The following is a 16,447-nucleotide window of genomic DNA, read 5'->3' as shown; positions in this document are numbered from 1 at the left end:
TAAGGTTATCGAAGGGTTACATCATATAGAATAAAACCTGTAAGAAAAAAATAACTTCTTTGATGGAGGAATTATATATATGAAATCAATAGTAGACGCAAAACAAATCAAAAAAATGTATGGAGCAAAAGGAAATACATTTACTGCATTACATGATATTGATTTAACTGTTCGCGAAGGTGAGTTTGTTGGAATTATGGGACCTTCAGGTGCCGGAAAGTCCACACTTTTAAATATTTTGGCGACCATAGATCAGCCAACGTCCGGTGAGATTTTAATTGATGGGACAAGCATACTAAACATGAAAGAAGAACAATTATCCGCATTCAGGCGGGATAAACTCGGTTTCATTTTTCAAGATTACAATTTATTAGATACGTTAACAGTGAAAGATAATATTTTGCTGCCACTTGCACTAGCAAAAATGGATGTACAAGAAATAGAAAACAGAGTTAACGAGATTTCAGAGCGTTTTGGTATTCGTTCCATTTTAGATAAATACCCGTATCAAATTTCAGGTGGGCAGAAACAGCGCACAGCTGCTTCGCGTGCGATGGTATCTAAACCCAGCTTAATATTAGCAGACGAGCCGACTGGCGCACTCGATTCAAAATCGGCAGCAGATTTATTGGAGAGCTTACAAAATTTAAGCCAAGAAGATAAAGCAACCATCCTCATGGTAACACATGATGCATTTGCAGCTAGCTATTGTAAACGCGTGTTATTTATTAAAGATGGCACGCTGTTTACCGAACTCGTAAAGGGGAATTATTCTAGCAAAGATTTTTTCAAAAAGATATTAGATGTATTGTCCATTCTTGGAGGTGGTACAAGTGACGTTATTTAGTTTAGCGAAAAAAAATATTAAAGGGAATTTAAACAACTACCTTCTCTACATTTTCTCTATGGTGATTAGTGTCGTGATTTGCTATACTTTCAACTCATTATTGTATACACCAGAAATTAAAAATGCCGTTAATAATATGGAAGGTACAATGTCACAAACCTCTTTCGTTTTAATAGGATTCATAGCGGTTTTCATCGGATATTCTAATGCATTTTTCACGAAAAAACGTAAAAAAGAAGTAGGTATGTACTCCCTACTTGGCGTGAGAAAAAAAACCATCGCAAGAATGCTGTTTTTTGAAAATGTAATTATCGGGGCTATCACTTTAATATGCGGGCTCGTATTAGGAGTCATATTATCCAGATTGTTTATCATGTTACTCCTTAAACTCGTAGGTGCTCCGGTCGATGTAAATTTTGGTATTCCTACGGAAGCAATTATGAATGCCACTATTACATTTACGGTCATTACAATTTTTACATCCCTTCAATCGTATCTTTTAATTTATCGCTTTAAATTAATTGAATTATTCCAAGCAGAGAAAAAAGGGGAGAAAGTACCAAAAGCATCTATCGTTTCTGCCGTAGTTTCGATCACTTTACTCGTAAGTAGTTATTGGCTTATGTTTAACGAGGCAGCAATGCTTTCTATGCCTCTTGTTGCTATTGGAACGTATTTATTATTTCGTTCTTTAACTGTGTATTTACTAAAGCGTGCACAAAAAAACAAACCGAACTACTATAAAGGGATTAACATCATTGGAACATCTTACTTGTTGTATCGTATAAAAGGAAATGCCCTTATGCTTACAGTTATCGCATTACTAATTTCTGTAGCATTACCATATCTTCAAGCTAGTTTCTCTGAATATTCAATCACTGAAAAAGATGCTCATGAAACAGCTCCTTTTAGCTATATTCATCTTTCAAAAGATGAAACATCCGACAATCAAATCAAACGGATTATTTCAAAAGACAAGGATCATCCAATTACAGCGCAACTAGATATCCCGATTATTCAAGTAAAAGGGAATACTTCAGCACCATTCCAAGATAAAAATGATCTTTCTGTTAATTTGATTTCAGAGAGTGTATTTCATAAAATGAACAATATTCTAAAATTAGGAGATATACCAAATCTTTCTGGTGAGCATGCTATAGCATTTAAACGATACATTAATCAACCAGCCACTGATTTTATTAATCATCAAGTCAACATTCTGTTACCCGAGAGAAATTATACTTTTAAGCTCAACAAATTAGAAAAAAATCGATACAATTAACATCTGGTTCTGAGCTTCTTTACATTGTAATTGATAATGAAATGTTTGACAGTGTTGCAAAACAAGTCAGTCCAATCACATATAAAGCTTATAAAGTAGAGGATGAAAAAACAACCAAAGAAACATCTGAGATAGTAATGACACTAGCAGGAAACGATACTCACATGCGTACATTCTACGAAGAGTATAAAAAAATAAAGGCACTTACAGGAATGAAAATCTTTGTAGTTAGCTCTTTAGCATTAGTTTTACTAGTGGCAACAGGAAGTGTTATTTACTTCAAACAGCTAACAGAAGCACATTCAGATAAAAATCGTTATGAAATTTTACGAAAAATCGGTGTAAATAAAAAAGAAGTACGAACTACGATAGCAAAACAAACATTATTTATATTTATCCTTCCGTTAATTATTGGGATACTAAATGCAGCCATGTTAACAATATCAATGGTTTTACAATATGACATGGACATAAAGGAAAACATAGTTTCATTTATTTATGCTATGACAACGTATGGTGTAATCTACCTTGTTTACTACGTGTTAACCATTAATTCCTATAATAGAATTGTGAATAAATAAACATGAACCATCTCTCGAATATCGGGAGATGGTTTAATATATTTAACAAAATAAGATGCATAGTGAACAGTGGGCTAATTAAGATATGTCTAAACGTACAATTTGAATGCATTTTACATTGCTCCAAAATCAATCAGAAATTGTACGGACATTCAAAATTTTTTCTTATCTAATTTTTCTTGTATTACGATCATAGAATTACGAATTTGATTAATTTCACTATTAGTTAATCCATTAAATAATTGATATATTTGTTCATCTGACTGAATATTGATTTTATCTAGCAATTCCTCACCTTTTTTTGTCAAAAAAAGAAAGTTTTTTCTACTATCTATTGCTGAGCTTTTCTTCTTTATTAATTCTTCCCTCTCTAATTTACGTAAAATTCTACTCATATAGCTTCTATCAATATTAAGTTCTTGCACGAGATTATTCGCAATACAATTAGTTTTTTCACTTATCTCAAATAGTATCCGTGCTTCGGTTAATGAATATTCTGTATCTAGAAATTGATTATTAAATAAATCAAGTAGCTTCGTATAAAAACGATTGAATTGTCTAATATCATAAATAAATTCTTTATCCATAGTTCCTCCTTTAGTTGACTTAATCCACATTTAACATTAACATAACTGTATCCTTATAATGTGGACTGAGTCAACATTTAGGAGTTCAATTTTCTAAATACTTTGAACTTTAATAAAAGACTAATTGGAGGAGAGATCATATGAATATTCGGGAAATTAAAAAAGAAGATAATGTGCAAATTAAAAAAATAATACAAAATTCATTAAAATCACTTGGATTAGCGATTCCTGGAACAGCTTATTTTGATCCTCAACTTAACGATCTTCACCAATATTATACTGATTTAAAACACGGAAAATATTGGATAGCAGAAATGGAAGGAGAAGTAGTTGGTGGAATTGGTATAGCGCCGTTTAACGAACATGAAAAAGTTTGCGAATTACAGAAGTTATACTTAAGTCCCCAAACACAGGGCTTAGGATTTGGAAAGAAGTTAATGGAAAAAGCTTTATCATATGCTGCTAAACATTATACAAAGTGCTACTTAGAAACACAGCATGAATTAAAAACTGCATGTATACTATATGAAAAGTTTGGATTTACGCTTTTACATGAGCCACTATCAGGTTCTGATCATTCTGCTATGAATGCGTGGTATATAAAAGATTTAAATTAACAATAAGGAAAATTTTTATAACACCTGATTTACACGAAGATGCTGGTATTGCTTTTGATTGCATCAGGAGTATAGGAACGTTATAATAATCTCTTATTACATGTAAAGAGGTGCAAAAAATGAATAAAACTGAACTAACAAAAATGGTAGCAGAAAAAGCAGAACTTACACAAAAAGAGGCAGCAGCAGCAACACAAGCTATATTAAATGCTATAACAAATGCGCTTGCAAATGAAGAGAAAGTACAGATTCTTGGCTTTGGTACATTTGAAGTGCGTGAAAGATCTGCACGTACAGGACGTAACCCACAAACAGGTGAAGAAATGCAAATCGCTGCTTCAAAGGCACCTGCTTTTAAGGCGGGAAAAGAATTAAAAGAGGCAGTAAAATAATTATACATAGTGAAACAGGATCTGATATATGAATATCAGATCCTGTTTTTTATTTAGTTGATTCTAAAAGAGCGTTACTCATATCCATTCCTCCTTGAATGTAACCGATAACTTGTCATATACTATCTATGCATCTAGATTTTCATTTTTGATCTGAGCAGTTAGCTTTTGCTAATTTGACGCTTAGAAATAAAAAGTTACTTTTATTATCATTAAAAAATAGAAAAAAACGACCTTTAATCAGTCGTTTTTTTAGCATTTCCTTTTTCTAAAACCATAGAAAAGATAAGTAGTATAGCTAACACCATAATAAACCTTACTTCACTTCCATCGCCTACAAAAAGTGAATACAAAGTATAAATTAAAAGTAATATTCCATAAATAAAATTAATAATTTTGTGCAATGAACTCCCCCTTTTCGCCGCATATATTTTAGTATAAAAGTTTACTTTCAGGTTTATTTAATTCAAGTCCTATATCAAAATGAAAAGCACCTGTGATATACACAAAATGCTTTTCTCTTGTCAATTTATATATTTTCTTCTGATAAATTAATTTCTTTCGAATCGTACTTTTCTAGGTCCTTCGGTATTTCATCACCCTGTTTTGTGGAAATTGTTCCATCCTCATTTACCAACCTGTTTATGCTTTTTTAAAATTTGCACAGAACCAACAATTTCTTCATATTACTTATTATCCATTATCGGCTGGATCCTCTCCTGTATTCCCATCATTACTTGGTTGCGTTGGTGTTCCATGGCCATCCCCATTGTTTGACGGCGTTGTATTCCCTTGGCTACTACCATTGTTTGGCGGCGTTGTATTTCCTTGGCCACTTCCATTGTTTGGTGGCATTGTATTTCCTTGGCCACTTCCATTGTTTGGTGGCGTTGTATTTTCTTGGCCACTTCCATTGTTTGGTGGCGTTGTATTTCCTTGGCCACTTCCATTGTTTGGTGGCGTTGTATTCCCTTGGCCACTTCCATTGTTTGGTGGCGTTGTATTTCCTTGACCACTTCCATTGTTTGGTGGCGTTGTATTCCCTTGGCCACTTCCATTATTTGGCTTACTTTGCTTTTGCTCTTCTGGTTTCTTTAATTCCTCTTGTTTCTTTTGCTTTTCTTGTTGCTTATTTTGATTATTATTACTTGGCTTTTCAGTCGAATTTGGAGAAGAATCACGTTTCTCACCTTTAATACGTAATTCGCTACCTTCTTGAACTACACTGTTCGGCATTTTAAATTGCGACTTATCTGTAGCCATCTTGCTCATCATTTCTTTAAAAATCAACTGAGAAATTTTCGTATTTTTACTACTAATATAATCGTCTTTACTATCTTTTATATATCCAGTCCATACTGCCATCGTATATTGTGGTGTATAACCAGCAAACCAACTATCACGAGTTGCACTTTCTGGTAGATTATATTGTGCTATTTGTTCTAAAGAATAGTTTGTTGTTCCTGTTTTACCCGCTACATCTAAAGAATCTATATTAGCTGCTGTACCCAATCCGGATGAAACAAAAGTACGAAGCATATCAGTAATCATATATGCTGTAGAATCCTTCATAACTCGTATTGGCTTTTGCTCAAAGCTTTTTGATTTATCGTCTGGATAAACTACTTTCTTAACAAAATGCGGCTTCGTATACTTACCATCATTACCAAATGCCGCATAAGCACCTGCAATTTCAGTTGGTGACGCTTCATTTGTACCAATCGCTGTTGATTCGGTCGGTGCTACATTAAATGTAATACCTAACTTTTCAGAGAAGGCTTTTGATTTATTAATTCCTACTTCTTTTGCAGTTTTAATAGCCGGGATATTTCTGGACGTTTTCAATGCATCACGCATTGTAATTGGTCCTAAATGCTTTCTATCTGCATTTCTAACTTCTTGTCCTGTTGAATACTTAAATGGAGAGTCATCAATTTGATGGTAAGTAGCCCATTTTAAATATTCAATTGCGGGAGCGTAATCAAAAATTGGCTTCATCGTTGAACCTGCTGAGCGATCTAATTCAATCGCTATATTATGCCCTTTAAATACAGCTTTATTTTCACCACGTCCGCTACCAATTGCACGAACTTCTCCTGTTTTCGTATCCATAAATGTGAAAGCCCCTTGGAATTTCTCATTTGGATAATTAATAATATTTTCATTTAAAAGCTTGTCCGCAAAATCTTGTGCCTTTGGGTCTAATGTTGTATAGATTTCTAAACCGTCAGATCCAATATTAGCATCTGGCAACTCTTTTTCAACTTCTTTCACAACCGCATCCATAAACGCAGGATATGGCATTTCTTGTTGTTCAGTTGCTTCCTTAAGTCCTTCTGTTACTGGAACTTTTGATGCTTCTTCCATTTCTTTTTTTGTAATATAACCATGTCGATTCATTAATTCAAGTACAACATTTCTTCTTTCTGTTGCCTTTTGAATATTTTTTTCTTTTGTTGGATCATAGTTATTAGGCGCTTTCAGTAAACCGGCAAGCATCGCAACTTCTGGTAGTGTTAAATCTTTCAATTCCTTACCATAGTAATTTTGTACTGCTGTTGCTATTCCGTATGAACGGTTGCCTAAGTAAACTTTATTTAAATACATTTCTAAAATTTCATGTTTTGAATACTGTTGTTCTAGCTTATACGCTAAATATATTTCTTGTGCCTTTCTCTTTGACGTTTTCTCCATCGATAAGAAGTAATTTTTAATAACTTGCTGCGTAATCGTACTTCCACCTTGAGAGCCGTAATCTCCTTTTAGGCTGACTAAAACTGCACGTGCAGTACCTTTAAAGTCTACGCCACTATGCTCGTAAAAACGTGCATCTTCTGTCGCTAAAAATGCATTTTCTACTAATTTAGGAATTTGATCATACATAATATTTGTTCGTTTTTCTTTCCCATATTCATATATCAATTTTCCATCTTTATCATAAATTTTTGAGGATAAAGGATTAACAAGTTTTGCTTTCTCAAGTTTTGGTGCATCCTTGATCATAACGAAAAAGGTAGCAACTCCTGCCACTAATCCTACAATACCAAGTAGTAAGCAACTGATTAAAAATTTGCGAAAAAACAATGTTTTACCTTGTTGTTTTTGTTTTTTAGAAGCTGGTTGTTTTTTCTTTTGAACTTGTCGTCGCTCCTCTCGAGAACGATAATTTTCTGACATGCTACTTTCTCCTGCCTTTCAATTCTCCCGTTGATTTACTTAAAATTATTGAGGTCACCTTCAGAAACATACTTATATTTAAAAAGTGTGTTAATTGGATATCGTAGTAACAATGCCCCTGTAACCAGCGCCTTAAAGTTAGATGCGTAAACAAACCGTTCATTAGGTGATCGATAAGTAACTGCCCAGTTTGTACCGGTGTCAAACTTTTTCTCGAGTTGTGCGAATTCTCAATGAGCCGCATGATTTGCATGTTTAGTTTTCTCTACTTTTTCTTTTGCTTCCACCTACAATGGTTCACCTGTAAAAAGTTTTACACTTGCAAGACTTAAATTTAGTATTCCAACACACATCCCTATTTTTAACATCCTTGTACTTTTCAAGATAATCAATCCTTTCGTATTTTGCAGTACTTAGAATAGATGTCAAATCAGATTCAGTGTATCAAGTTTGGGCACTAAGTTTTTAGGATTACACTTAATAGACAATCTAAGTAATAAATTTGTTCCACATTTACAAATAAATTAAATCTAAGATAAAATAAAATCTTTGGTTTGTATAGTAACGGAACAGAAATGGTAATAGAGATATGGCAATATCTCCATCAAGCTAAGATTTTAAAGCACCCCCTAAACAAAGATTTGTGTTTTTTATAGCACCAAAGTTCATTGTACGTTGAAAAGGCGGAGTCTCTTTGAGGACTTCGCCTTTGTTTATATAGGGCATGATGATTGTTTTAAAAATCATATACAATTTCCTTTCTTACAATGCTTTTTTTAGTAAAATTAGGTAACGTTTTTACTGATAAAAACCAATTTTCAAAGATAATTATTTTCATACTATAAACGTTGATCTTTCTGGAAATTTAGGTGGAAATGATCTGCATCATTGTATACACCAAATTCATATCCTTTCTCTTTATAAAATTTAATAATTTCAGGAAGAGCTTGTAATGTCTGTGGTTTTTCATGCATCAAAACAACTTCTATATCTTTTGTCGTTTGTTTTTTTACATTTTCTGCAATCTGAGTTGGATTATCTTTTAATTCCCAGTCATGAGAATCAATCGTCCAATCCCAAACTTTTATTCCAGATTCTACAATTTGGTTGCGAATTTCTTCGCTTTTTAAACCTGGTGCGGAGCCATATGGCGGGCGAACTAATTTAGGGTTTGTACCTGTAATTTCATGTATAAGAGCTAGAGTTTCTTTCATTTCTGGTACAAATTGCCCATTTTTATATAACTTATTACTATTATGTGTCATACTATGTGCACCAATATAATGCCCCTCTTTTATTGCTCGTTTTACATTTTCCTGAAGACTGGTATTTTGCAAATTACTTCCTTGCATGAAAAATGTTGATTTAACATTGTCCTCTTTTAATACATCCAAAAATTGACCAGTTAATGTGCTCGGACCGTCATCAAATGTTAAGTAGACTACTTTTCCTACAGGTTTTCCATCCGGCCTTTTTTGTTTTGTCGGTGGTGTTTCACCTTTCTTTTCTTGTTGCTGCGTGTTAACTTGTTTAATACTTTCTTGAGCTACCCCTTTCGCAGGAGTGGAATTAAATTTTCCAATCAATAAAAACATGAAACAAGCCGTTGCTAGAACAGCTCCTAGCGATATTATTGCCTTAGTTATTACACCTGTTTTATTTTTATTTTTTGTTTTTTTCATTATTTACCTATCCTTTCTCTATTGATTTTTATATCAATTATTTATAAATCCGAACCTTTATTTGGTTGACTCAGTATTTTCAATCGGTTCTTACAATAAATAGATTAATAGAGAGGGATAAAGATAAAATGCAGATAATGTCGAAATTAGTTAAAGAATACTTTAATTCACTCTTTAGAAAAATATTTGCCTCTCTACTAAAGTTAAGTTAATTCCCGAATTCGAGAACTGGTTATACACCTTATAAATAGTGAACAAACATTCAATTGCTGGTGAATAAATATGTATAATATCACCAGCATTAGCCCTGTACACCCAAAATAAAAAAATACTATTCTTCCTGATTAAGATAAAGAAAGAATAGTATTTTTCTATTTACCTATTTTGTTAGATAGTAAAATAATTAATGAACGCTGATAAAGATAAAGTGCAGATAAGGTCAATTTTGTTTAAAAATAATAAAAGCTTGTAGAACTCAAATTCTACAAGCTTTTATTTAAATAGAAGAAAAATAATACACCATCTTCAGTATTTGAAACACCATATTGTACACTATGCAATTCTAAAATATTCTTTGAAATAGCAAGCCCCAGCCCTGTTCCACCTTTGGATCGTTGACGAGACGTATCTCCTCGATAAAAACGATCCCATATTTTCTCTAAATGTTCTGGTGCGATATGAGCTCCTTTATTTTCTATACATACTTTGCATATCCTCTAAATCGATAAAACTATACATTGGAATATGAATTACACGATTAGAAAAAAAATTATTTTTATTAGGATCTAATTGAATTTCTAAAGTTAACCCATTTGCATATTTTATATTGCCTACACTGTCTAGCGTTGTAATCCATGTCGCATTCTCTTGATAGAAATTTTGTTCCAATTCTTGAATTGCTTTCGCATCATCTCCAGATTTTACATATGCTTTTTCAAAGGATTGAATATTCGTATTAATATCATTAACTTTTCGATTCGCGTAGTATTGCTTGAAAAATATGGTTTGTCCAATAAAAATAGTTACTAAAATAAGTGTGCATAATGCCGTTGTTAATATAAATAATTTTAATACAATTCCTTTTTTCATATCTGATCCTCAAATTTATAACCAGCTCGGACAACTGTTACAATACAAGTTGCTCTATTTCCTAATTTATGACGCAAATTACGGATATGACTATTGACTGTACGATCATCCCCTGTAAATTCATACCCCCATATTTTAGTTATTAATTGTTCTCTAGAAATAATAATCCCTTGATTTTTCATTAAATATGTTAGTATTTCAAATTCTGTGTGCGTCAAACTTATATCTTTTTCATCAACAGTTACTGTACGGGAGGGATAATGTACATAGATGCTACTTCTAGTTAATGTGTCCTCAATTGATATATTAACTTTCGAAGAATGTCGACTTTCAATTAACCGTTTGGCTCTCGCTAATAAAATAGGGGGACTGTATGGTTTTGTAACATAATCATCTGCTCCTAGTTCAAATCCAAGTAAGGTATCATCCTCATCAACCCGAGCCGTTAACATAATAATAGGTACATTAGATGTTTTACGAATTCGTCGACAGACCGTCCAACCATCTAATTCTGGTAACATAATGTCTAGAATAATTAAATGTACCTCATGTTCTTCAAATGTAGACAATGCTTCTTTCCCATCAATCGCCTCTAACACCTTATATCCTTCGTTTAGTAAATAATCCTTCATAATTTCACGTAAAATATCTTCATCTTCCACAATTAAAATTGTTCTTTCCATATTCTATCTTCCCCACGATTTATTTTCACGAAAAAATACTTTCTTTTCTAGTTTAACCAATTAAAAGTCTTTCACTATTTCCATTATTAATAAATGTAAGATACTTGCATGTGGAGAATAACATGCTGATGTAAAGATAAAATGCAGAAATATTAAAATGCAAAATCTATATTGTGAATTTGTAGTTGATTGAGGTACATAAAACCACACCGTAATTTTATACCTAATTGTTTTAGTGGTTTAGTAGCGGCTAAAACAACAGAACCTGGTCTTGCCGTATCGCTAACTACTGCTAACTTTGTTTGTAGTGAATCATAACCTAATTTCAAATAAGAAACTGATGCGAAAAATGACACAAGATCTAGGCAAAATACTGTATTGTTTGGGCAAAGTGAATAGTCATACACCGCATTATCCCCATCACAGAATGTTCGTTCTCAATATATTCCTACTTAACCCAAATATTCAACCTGTTTTACGAAAATACATTCGCTATTTTGATGGATTTTAATATAAATAGTTATAAATCATACTTCTCTATAATCCCTATAGATAAATATAATGAAATAAATGTGATATGAAAGATAGCTGAAATATTTGTAATTGTAAGAAGAAATGGATGTTATTAAAATTAAGATGGTTCAAGTAGGAGAACAGACACTCTATGATGGAGTGACCCCTGTCAAGTAGACAGTATTCAAAAAACACAATTAAGCAACCTGAGTTCTATATTTATATGGACTCAGGTTATTTAGTTTCTTTTGGAACCTGTGGTGATTATAAAAGTATATATATTTGCGCACAGCAAACTTAACCTCATCAGCTGTGCGGAAAGAGTATAGGTGAAAACACTCTGACTTAAAGTGACTGAAGAAGCTTTCTATACAAGCATTGTCCCAACAGTTTCCCTTTCTGGACATACTAGCCTTCATCTGATATTTTTTGAGTAGTTGAGTATATTGACGAGATGTGTACTGGAACCCCTGATCACTATGCAGGAGAATCCCTTTCACGTTTCGTTTTTTTCTTGCCTTTTTAAGTGTGTCTAGTACTAGTTTCAGGTCATTTCTACGGCTAATTTCATAGGCAACAATTTCATTGTTGTATAGGTCTTTAATAGCGGATAAGTACAATCTCTGTCCATTGAAAATCAAATAGGTAATATCTGTTACCCATTTTTCGTTTGGTTTGGAAGCTTGAAAATCCCTGTTCAGATGGTTATCTGAAATCACGTAAGCCTCTTTCTTCCCGTAATAAGGTCGTTTTCTCCTAATAATGGCTTTGATACCTAGTTCACCCATCAACCTTTGTATACGTTTGTGATTAAAATGAAGGTTATAAGTAGCTTTCAGCCAAACTTGTACTCTCCTGTATCCATAAATCCCTTTAAGTTTTTTATGACACTCCAATACCTTCTTTTTTATTTCGGTATCCTCCAATTGTTTTTCAGAAGGCATCAACTGTCGCTTTATCCATTTGTAGTACCCACCTCTAGTTACTCCAGCGATATCACATAGAATGGTAACTGCATAACCTTTTTTTGATAGCCCTTTGATGGCTTCAAACTTCTTCGTTTTTGGTACAGATTCCACTCCTCCTTTTACATCCCTAAGAGCTTTTTTAACATTTCATTCTCCGCTTCTAATCGTTTCATTTTAGCTTCTGGATCTTCTGGATTGGTTTTTGGTCTACCTATACCTGGACCTTTCGTTTTACCACGTTTTTCTTCTAGTCCTTTGATACCTTCAGCTTCAAAGTGTTTCACCCAACGTCTTACTACCGAGTGATCAATTCCTAATTCTTTAGCAACCGTTTTGTATCCCATTCCTTCTTTCAAGTATAAATCTACTGCTTTTTTCTTAAATTCTATATCATAAGTTACTCTAATTTTGCCCATAGAAAAATCCCCTCCATAGTAAACAGATTAATGTGCTTTCTTTTTACTGTCTACTATAAGGGGATCATATCAATGAAGAGTGTCTGTTCTTTTTATACTTTATTAGATTTGAAATTATTCAACTATCCCATCTGGATGAATAATAACTCCTTTATTTACTACGTCGCTTGAATTCGTTAAATAATAGATCCATAACAAAACGGCCCTGACACTTACTGCAGAGCCTTTTTTGAATCGGAGTACATCTGTTAATTTTTACAAGCATTTAATGTGTTACATTTTTTACGTACTTTAATTTCAGCTGGCTCAGCACCAAGCCAATAGGTTGGAAATGCAGTCCCCTCAGTGACATCGCCATCACGGTGCATGTAATAACGTTCATCATAGTGAGTCTTAACGTTACCTTCAAGTGCAAGTTCTACCCATTCTGCACCAAAACGGAAAATTTCTGCAGCTACTCCACCAAGCGGATGGAATTCATTCTCGTAGACACGCAGCTCCTTTGGTGCTTCTACAAGCTCATAAAGACTTAATGCTTCTTCCAAACGGGTTAGTTCATCAAATTCTCCTATTCCCATGAAGACTGGACAAGTAATCTTTGGAGCCAATTTCCATAGGTTCATCTGACTACTCAGCTCGTTTTCAAAAGCAACCTCATCAGTGTAGCCCGACATGTACATAAAGTTTGCTTTGAAACTCGGCTGTGCTCGGTTGAAGATGGTATCAAATTCGCCATATACACCTTCAAAAGTTGCTAAAGCGTTTATACGTTTATCGTTTGCAGCAGCCCGCATCCCCCAATACCCACTCATACTGATGCCAAAAAATCCAATCCGATTTGAATCAACCTCAGGTCGCTTTGAAAGAAAATCGATATAACAACTAACTGCACGCTCATAATTAGTCAAATCAACTTTTAGACCTCCTGACACAGATTCGCCTTGACCAGGACCTTCAATTGATAGAGCTACAATTCCACGAGATGTATAATAACGTTGTGCAATCTGTATATAGTCTTCCTTAATCATATCCATACCTGGACCTAATATTACTGCTGGTGCATTACGAATTTCGCCTGCAGGTAAATGAAGCAATGCATATATCTTTTTTCCTTCAAAGTCTAATACTACACGTTGTACCGTTCCGCCTCCAAGTGACGAAATAGCTGCCACACATTCGTTACAACGCTCTCGAAATGCCAATTTTCGTGGATCATCATTAAAATATGAGTATTGCGCACGTCCCCACATAACAGCAGCTCGCTGATACAGGTCACGAGCAGTCACAGCGAATCCTTTTTGTTCATAGTGCTTTGCTCGTTCTTGAGCCTGAGCAGCAACCGTGGCCCATGCTTTTGGTATCATTGCCCCACTCTTTACTTGGGAAAAAACCTTATCAAAATCAGTATGATCGTGTCCTAACTGTTCCATAGTTGCCTTTGCTTCAGGGTGCAAAGCATCAAATCCACCAAGCGCAAGAGCTATGTCTAATGCCCATCCTTGAGATATTGAACGTTGAGTCATAATAATCATCCTTTACTATGTTTTTGATTAAGTACTTAATCATTAAGTACTTAATTAATAACAATGAAGTATACTATAGGTTTTTGTCAAGTCTATATTTTAACAGATTTAACGAAAGAATTCTCCTTCCTTAAGCGTGTGAAGGGCAATAGCCCAACGGTAGGTGGGAGATGAATTTCGGTTTTGCATAGCCAAAAACTTTTGATAAATTAGCTATATGAAATTCTTTGATAACCTGATATATGAGGTTGCAGGAAGAAAATAGGGTACGAAAACCAAGCCATTCGGTTCCAGCGTAAAATATCAACTGTACCAAGAGAGCGTCCAATGGTTGGACATCTAGGGGTGGAACACCCGAAGTAACGCTCAGGGAGACGAAAGGTTACTTTCATCGTGGAACTGAGAAGCTCCCGCTTCAAGCTTTGCTAAGTGGCGAGTAGTTCACGTATTCTATCTTTTCATAAGATGACTCCAGATAATGAGATATACTATCGCTTGAAAAAAGGACAGTAAATTCCCACTTAATTTGACTCTATTCTTCTCTATATGTTAATGTTATTTTTATATAATTAAGTACTTAACTAATGAGGGAGTGGTGATTTTATGACAAATTCTGCAAATAAATTAACTACAATAGATGTACTTAGTCAAGCTATATATAGCCTGACTGCAGCCGATGGACGTTTAAGAGGGCGAGCTACTCGTACATTAGGAGGTGTTTCAATGGTCCATGCCCGAACCCTTAAAGTATTAGCTGAGGAAGGTGAATTATCAGTCAAAGATTTAGCTGATCGAGCAGAAACTACCGCCGCGGGTGTTACCCAATTAATCAATGGATTGCAACAGGCTGGCTACGTTGAGCGTGTTCGTTCAAATAACGACCGTAGAATTGTCAACATCCGACTTACACCTAGTGGTTTAAATTGTCATTTAGAAAGAGAGAAAAAACTAAATCATATTCTTAATGCGACCCTTTCAGATTTTGATGCGGAACAACTCAAACAGTCTGCGGAAATAATAAGACGTCTAGTTCATGTACTTGACCAACTTTGACACTCCCACCCCTAAAGGGGCAGGCTGACAAACGTCAGTGGGATTCTTGCTACCAAAGGCAAATTTCATTTCTGGTATCACTGACGTGCAAGATTGCGGTGTGCCATCACCACTCTCACGACAGACCGTATAGGTTCGTGAGCTACGGTACTATCACCATACCGTACAGACCGTTGCGTGTTCATATGTTTTAGCGTCTTGTTCTTGACGACACCTATCATTTTACCGATAGCGTGAATTCGGCTATCGAACTCCATATGATATCTTGTTTTCAAGGAACACATAGGCGTTTTAAAGACTTGTGCTTGTCTATCGTACAAGTCTAATCAAAGCACAACTGTTTTTCTATGAAAAAGCGATACTTTCATCTCATGCCTAAAAGCGGACTAAAGTCCGATAGGGGCTTTCCCACATCGCGAAATCTGTACTGTTTTTATAAATCTTTCTTGATTTCTCCCATCACCATCAAATTAATTAATTTATTGCTCCATAAAATTTTCTTTATGGAGTTACTTTGAAATCATAGGTCGATGGGCATTTGTTTTTCTTAGCTTGATAGCGGTGTGGTAGGATCCCTTGTTAATCAGCCTGATTACAAGCAGTATCTGATGTCTGAGCAACACCTTTCCCTCCTCTTCCCCTTCTAGTTTTACTCCCTGGAACAGAATAATTAACACTATCCCCCACTTCAGCTACTGCATATTCTTTTTTTGTAGCTTCTTTAATATGGATTTTATAGCTTTTCATCATTTACACTCTCCATTTAATTCATTTCTAATTAAGCTGCCTTTTTATTAGGAAGTAAAACCCTGGGATCATCTTTTCATGTAATCGTAGGGGATATCCCCATAGAATTACACATCTCTCCACCCCTTCTCCAACCACTAGAATTAATATTTCCTGTTATTTAAATACGATTTTGTTCAATTTTTCCTCTGATAGGAAATACTTTTCTTGTACATTTTTTTCGAGAATGTCTAATAATAGCATCCTTTAAAGGAATAACTTATTGCCACACAACAGTTCCCTAGTCTATC

Annotated in this window: 14 protein-coding genes and 3 pseudogenes; 5 read left to right on the top strand and 12 right to left on the bottom strand. The window is 34.4% G+C overall.

All coding sequences use genetic code 11. From position 1 onward, the window contains the following. The first annotated feature begins 79 nt into the window (after positions 1-79). Positions 80-847 (top strand): ABC transporter ATP-binding protein, encoded by a 768-nt coding sequence (locus tag ACP6L7_RS33485; RefSeq protein WP_097832682.1) that lies wholly within the window; start codon positions 80-82, stop codon positions 845-847. Beyond that, positions 834-2,710: pseudogene (locus ACP6L7_RS33480) on the top strand (FtsX-like permease family protein). Before ACP6L7_RS33485 ends, ACP6L7_RS33480 begins: the two are co-directional and overlap by 14 nt. A gap of 152 nt (positions 2,711-2,862) precedes the next feature. On the opposite strand, the gene ACP6L7_RS33475 reads toward ACP6L7_RS33480, so the two are convergent. After that, a complete protein-coding gene (locus ACP6L7_RS33475; RefSeq protein WP_097832683.1) occupies positions 2,863-3,297 on the bottom strand; it encodes a MarR family winged helix-turn-helix transcriptional regulator in 435 nt (144 codons plus the stop codon). A gap of 140 nt (positions 3,298-3,437) precedes the next feature. On the opposite strand from ACP6L7_RS33475, the gene ACP6L7_RS33470 reads away from it, so the two are divergent. Beyond that, positions 3,438-3,914, top strand: coding sequence for a GNAT family N-acetyltransferase (locus ACP6L7_RS33470; protein WP_097832684.1), 477 nt, complete (start codon positions 3,438-3,440; stop codon positions 3,912-3,914). A 119-nt stretch (positions 3,915-4,033) separates the two neighbouring features. Next, entirely contained in the window at positions 4,034-4,306 is a 273-nt protein-coding gene (locus ACP6L7_RS33465) for an HU family DNA-binding protein (protein WP_097832685.1), read from the top strand. A gap of 236 nt (positions 4,307-4,542) precedes the next feature. Here the strand turns inward: ACP6L7_RS33465 and ACP6L7_RS33460 are convergent, their stop codons facing one another. From ACP6L7_RS33460 to ACP6L7_RS33410, 10 genes and pseudogenes are all read right to left on the bottom strand, one after another. Next, the gene (locus ACP6L7_RS33460; RefSeq protein ID WP_170961032.1) at positions 4,543-4,710 is read right to left on the bottom strand and encodes a hypothetical protein; all 168 of its coding nucleotides are present in this window, start codon (positions 4,708-4,710) and stop codon (positions 4,543-4,545) included. A gap of 289 nt (positions 4,711-4,999) precedes the next feature. Next, positions 5,000-7,483, bottom strand: a complete 2,484-nt coding sequence (locus tag ACP6L7_RS33455; protein WP_097832686.1) for a PBP1A family penicillin-binding protein — start codon at positions 7,481-7,483, stop codon at positions 5,000-5,002. Positions 7,484-8,322: 839 nt separating this feature from the next. After that, the gene (locus ACP6L7_RS33445; RefSeq protein WP_097832687.1) at positions 8,323-9,165 is read right to left on the bottom strand and encodes a polysaccharide deacetylase family protein; all 843 of its coding nucleotides are present in this window, start codon (positions 9,163-9,165) and stop codon (positions 8,323-8,325) included. A 482-nt stretch (positions 9,166-9,647) separates the two neighbouring features. Beyond that, positions 9,648-9,818: an ATP-binding protein gene (locus tag ACP6L7_RS33440; protein WP_240523211.1), complete on the bottom strand. Its 171-nt coding sequence runs from the start codon at positions 9,816-9,818 to the stop codon at positions 9,648-9,650. Positions 9,819-9,864: 46 nt separating this feature from the next. Beyond that, positions 9,865-10,254 (bottom strand): annotated as a pseudogene (locus tag ACP6L7_RS33435) (two-component sensor histidine kinase); the annotation flags it as partial. Next, positions 10,251-10,937: a response regulator transcription factor gene (locus ACP6L7_RS33430; protein WP_097832688.1), complete on the bottom strand. Its 687-nt coding sequence runs from the start codon at positions 10,935-10,937 to the stop codon at positions 10,251-10,253. The gene ACP6L7_RS33430 and the pseudogene ACP6L7_RS33435, both read right to left, overlap by 4 nt. 152 nt (positions 10,938-11,089) lie before the next feature. Beyond that, complete coding sequence (locus tag ACP6L7_RS33425) at positions 11,090-11,344, bottom strand: hypothetical protein (protein ID WP_373605125.1); 255 nt, start codon at positions 11,342-11,344, stop codon at positions 11,090-11,092. 303 nt (positions 11,345-11,647) lie between these two features. Further along, positions 11,648-12,529 (bottom strand): IS3 family transposase, encoded by an 882-nt coding sequence (locus tag ACP6L7_RS33420; RefSeq protein WP_430529724.1) that lies wholly within the window; start codon positions 12,527-12,529, stop codon positions 11,648-11,650. 8 nt (positions 12,530-12,537) lie between these two features. Further along, positions 12,538-12,834, bottom strand: coding sequence for a transposase (locus ACP6L7_RS33415; RefSeq protein WP_000516528.1), 297 nt, complete (start codon positions 12,832-12,834; stop codon positions 12,538-12,540). A 248-nt stretch (positions 12,835-13,082) separates the two neighbouring features. Further along, complete coding sequence (locus tag ACP6L7_RS33410; protein WP_097832689.1) at positions 13,083-14,357, bottom strand: alpha/beta hydrolase; 1,275 nt, start codon at positions 14,355-14,357, stop codon at positions 13,083-13,085. A 603-nt stretch (positions 14,358-14,960) separates the two neighbouring features. Here ACP6L7_RS33410 and ACP6L7_RS33405 point away from each other — a divergent pair. Beyond that, positions 14,961-15,410, top strand: a complete 450-nt coding sequence (locus ACP6L7_RS33405) for a MarR family winged helix-turn-helix transcriptional regulator (RefSeq protein ID WP_430529723.1) — start codon at positions 14,961-14,963, stop codon at positions 15,408-15,410. 585 nt (positions 15,411-15,995) lie between these two features. On the opposite strand, the pseudogene ACP6L7_RS33400 reads toward ACP6L7_RS33405, so the two are convergent. After that, positions 15,996-16,157: pseudogene (locus tag ACP6L7_RS33400) on the bottom strand (DNA cytosine methyltransferase); the annotation flags it as partial. Between the last annotated feature and the right edge of the window lie 290 nt (positions 16,158-16,447).

This window comes from Bacillus silvicola (genome assembly GCF_050524305.1).
In the GTDB taxonomy this organism is placed as follows: Bacteria; Bacillota; Bacilli; order Bacillales; family Bacillaceae_G; genus Bacillus_A; species Bacillus_A cereus_AT.
Note: the sequence above shows the minus strand (reverse complement) of the source record. Positions and strands in the feature narration are given on the sequence as shown.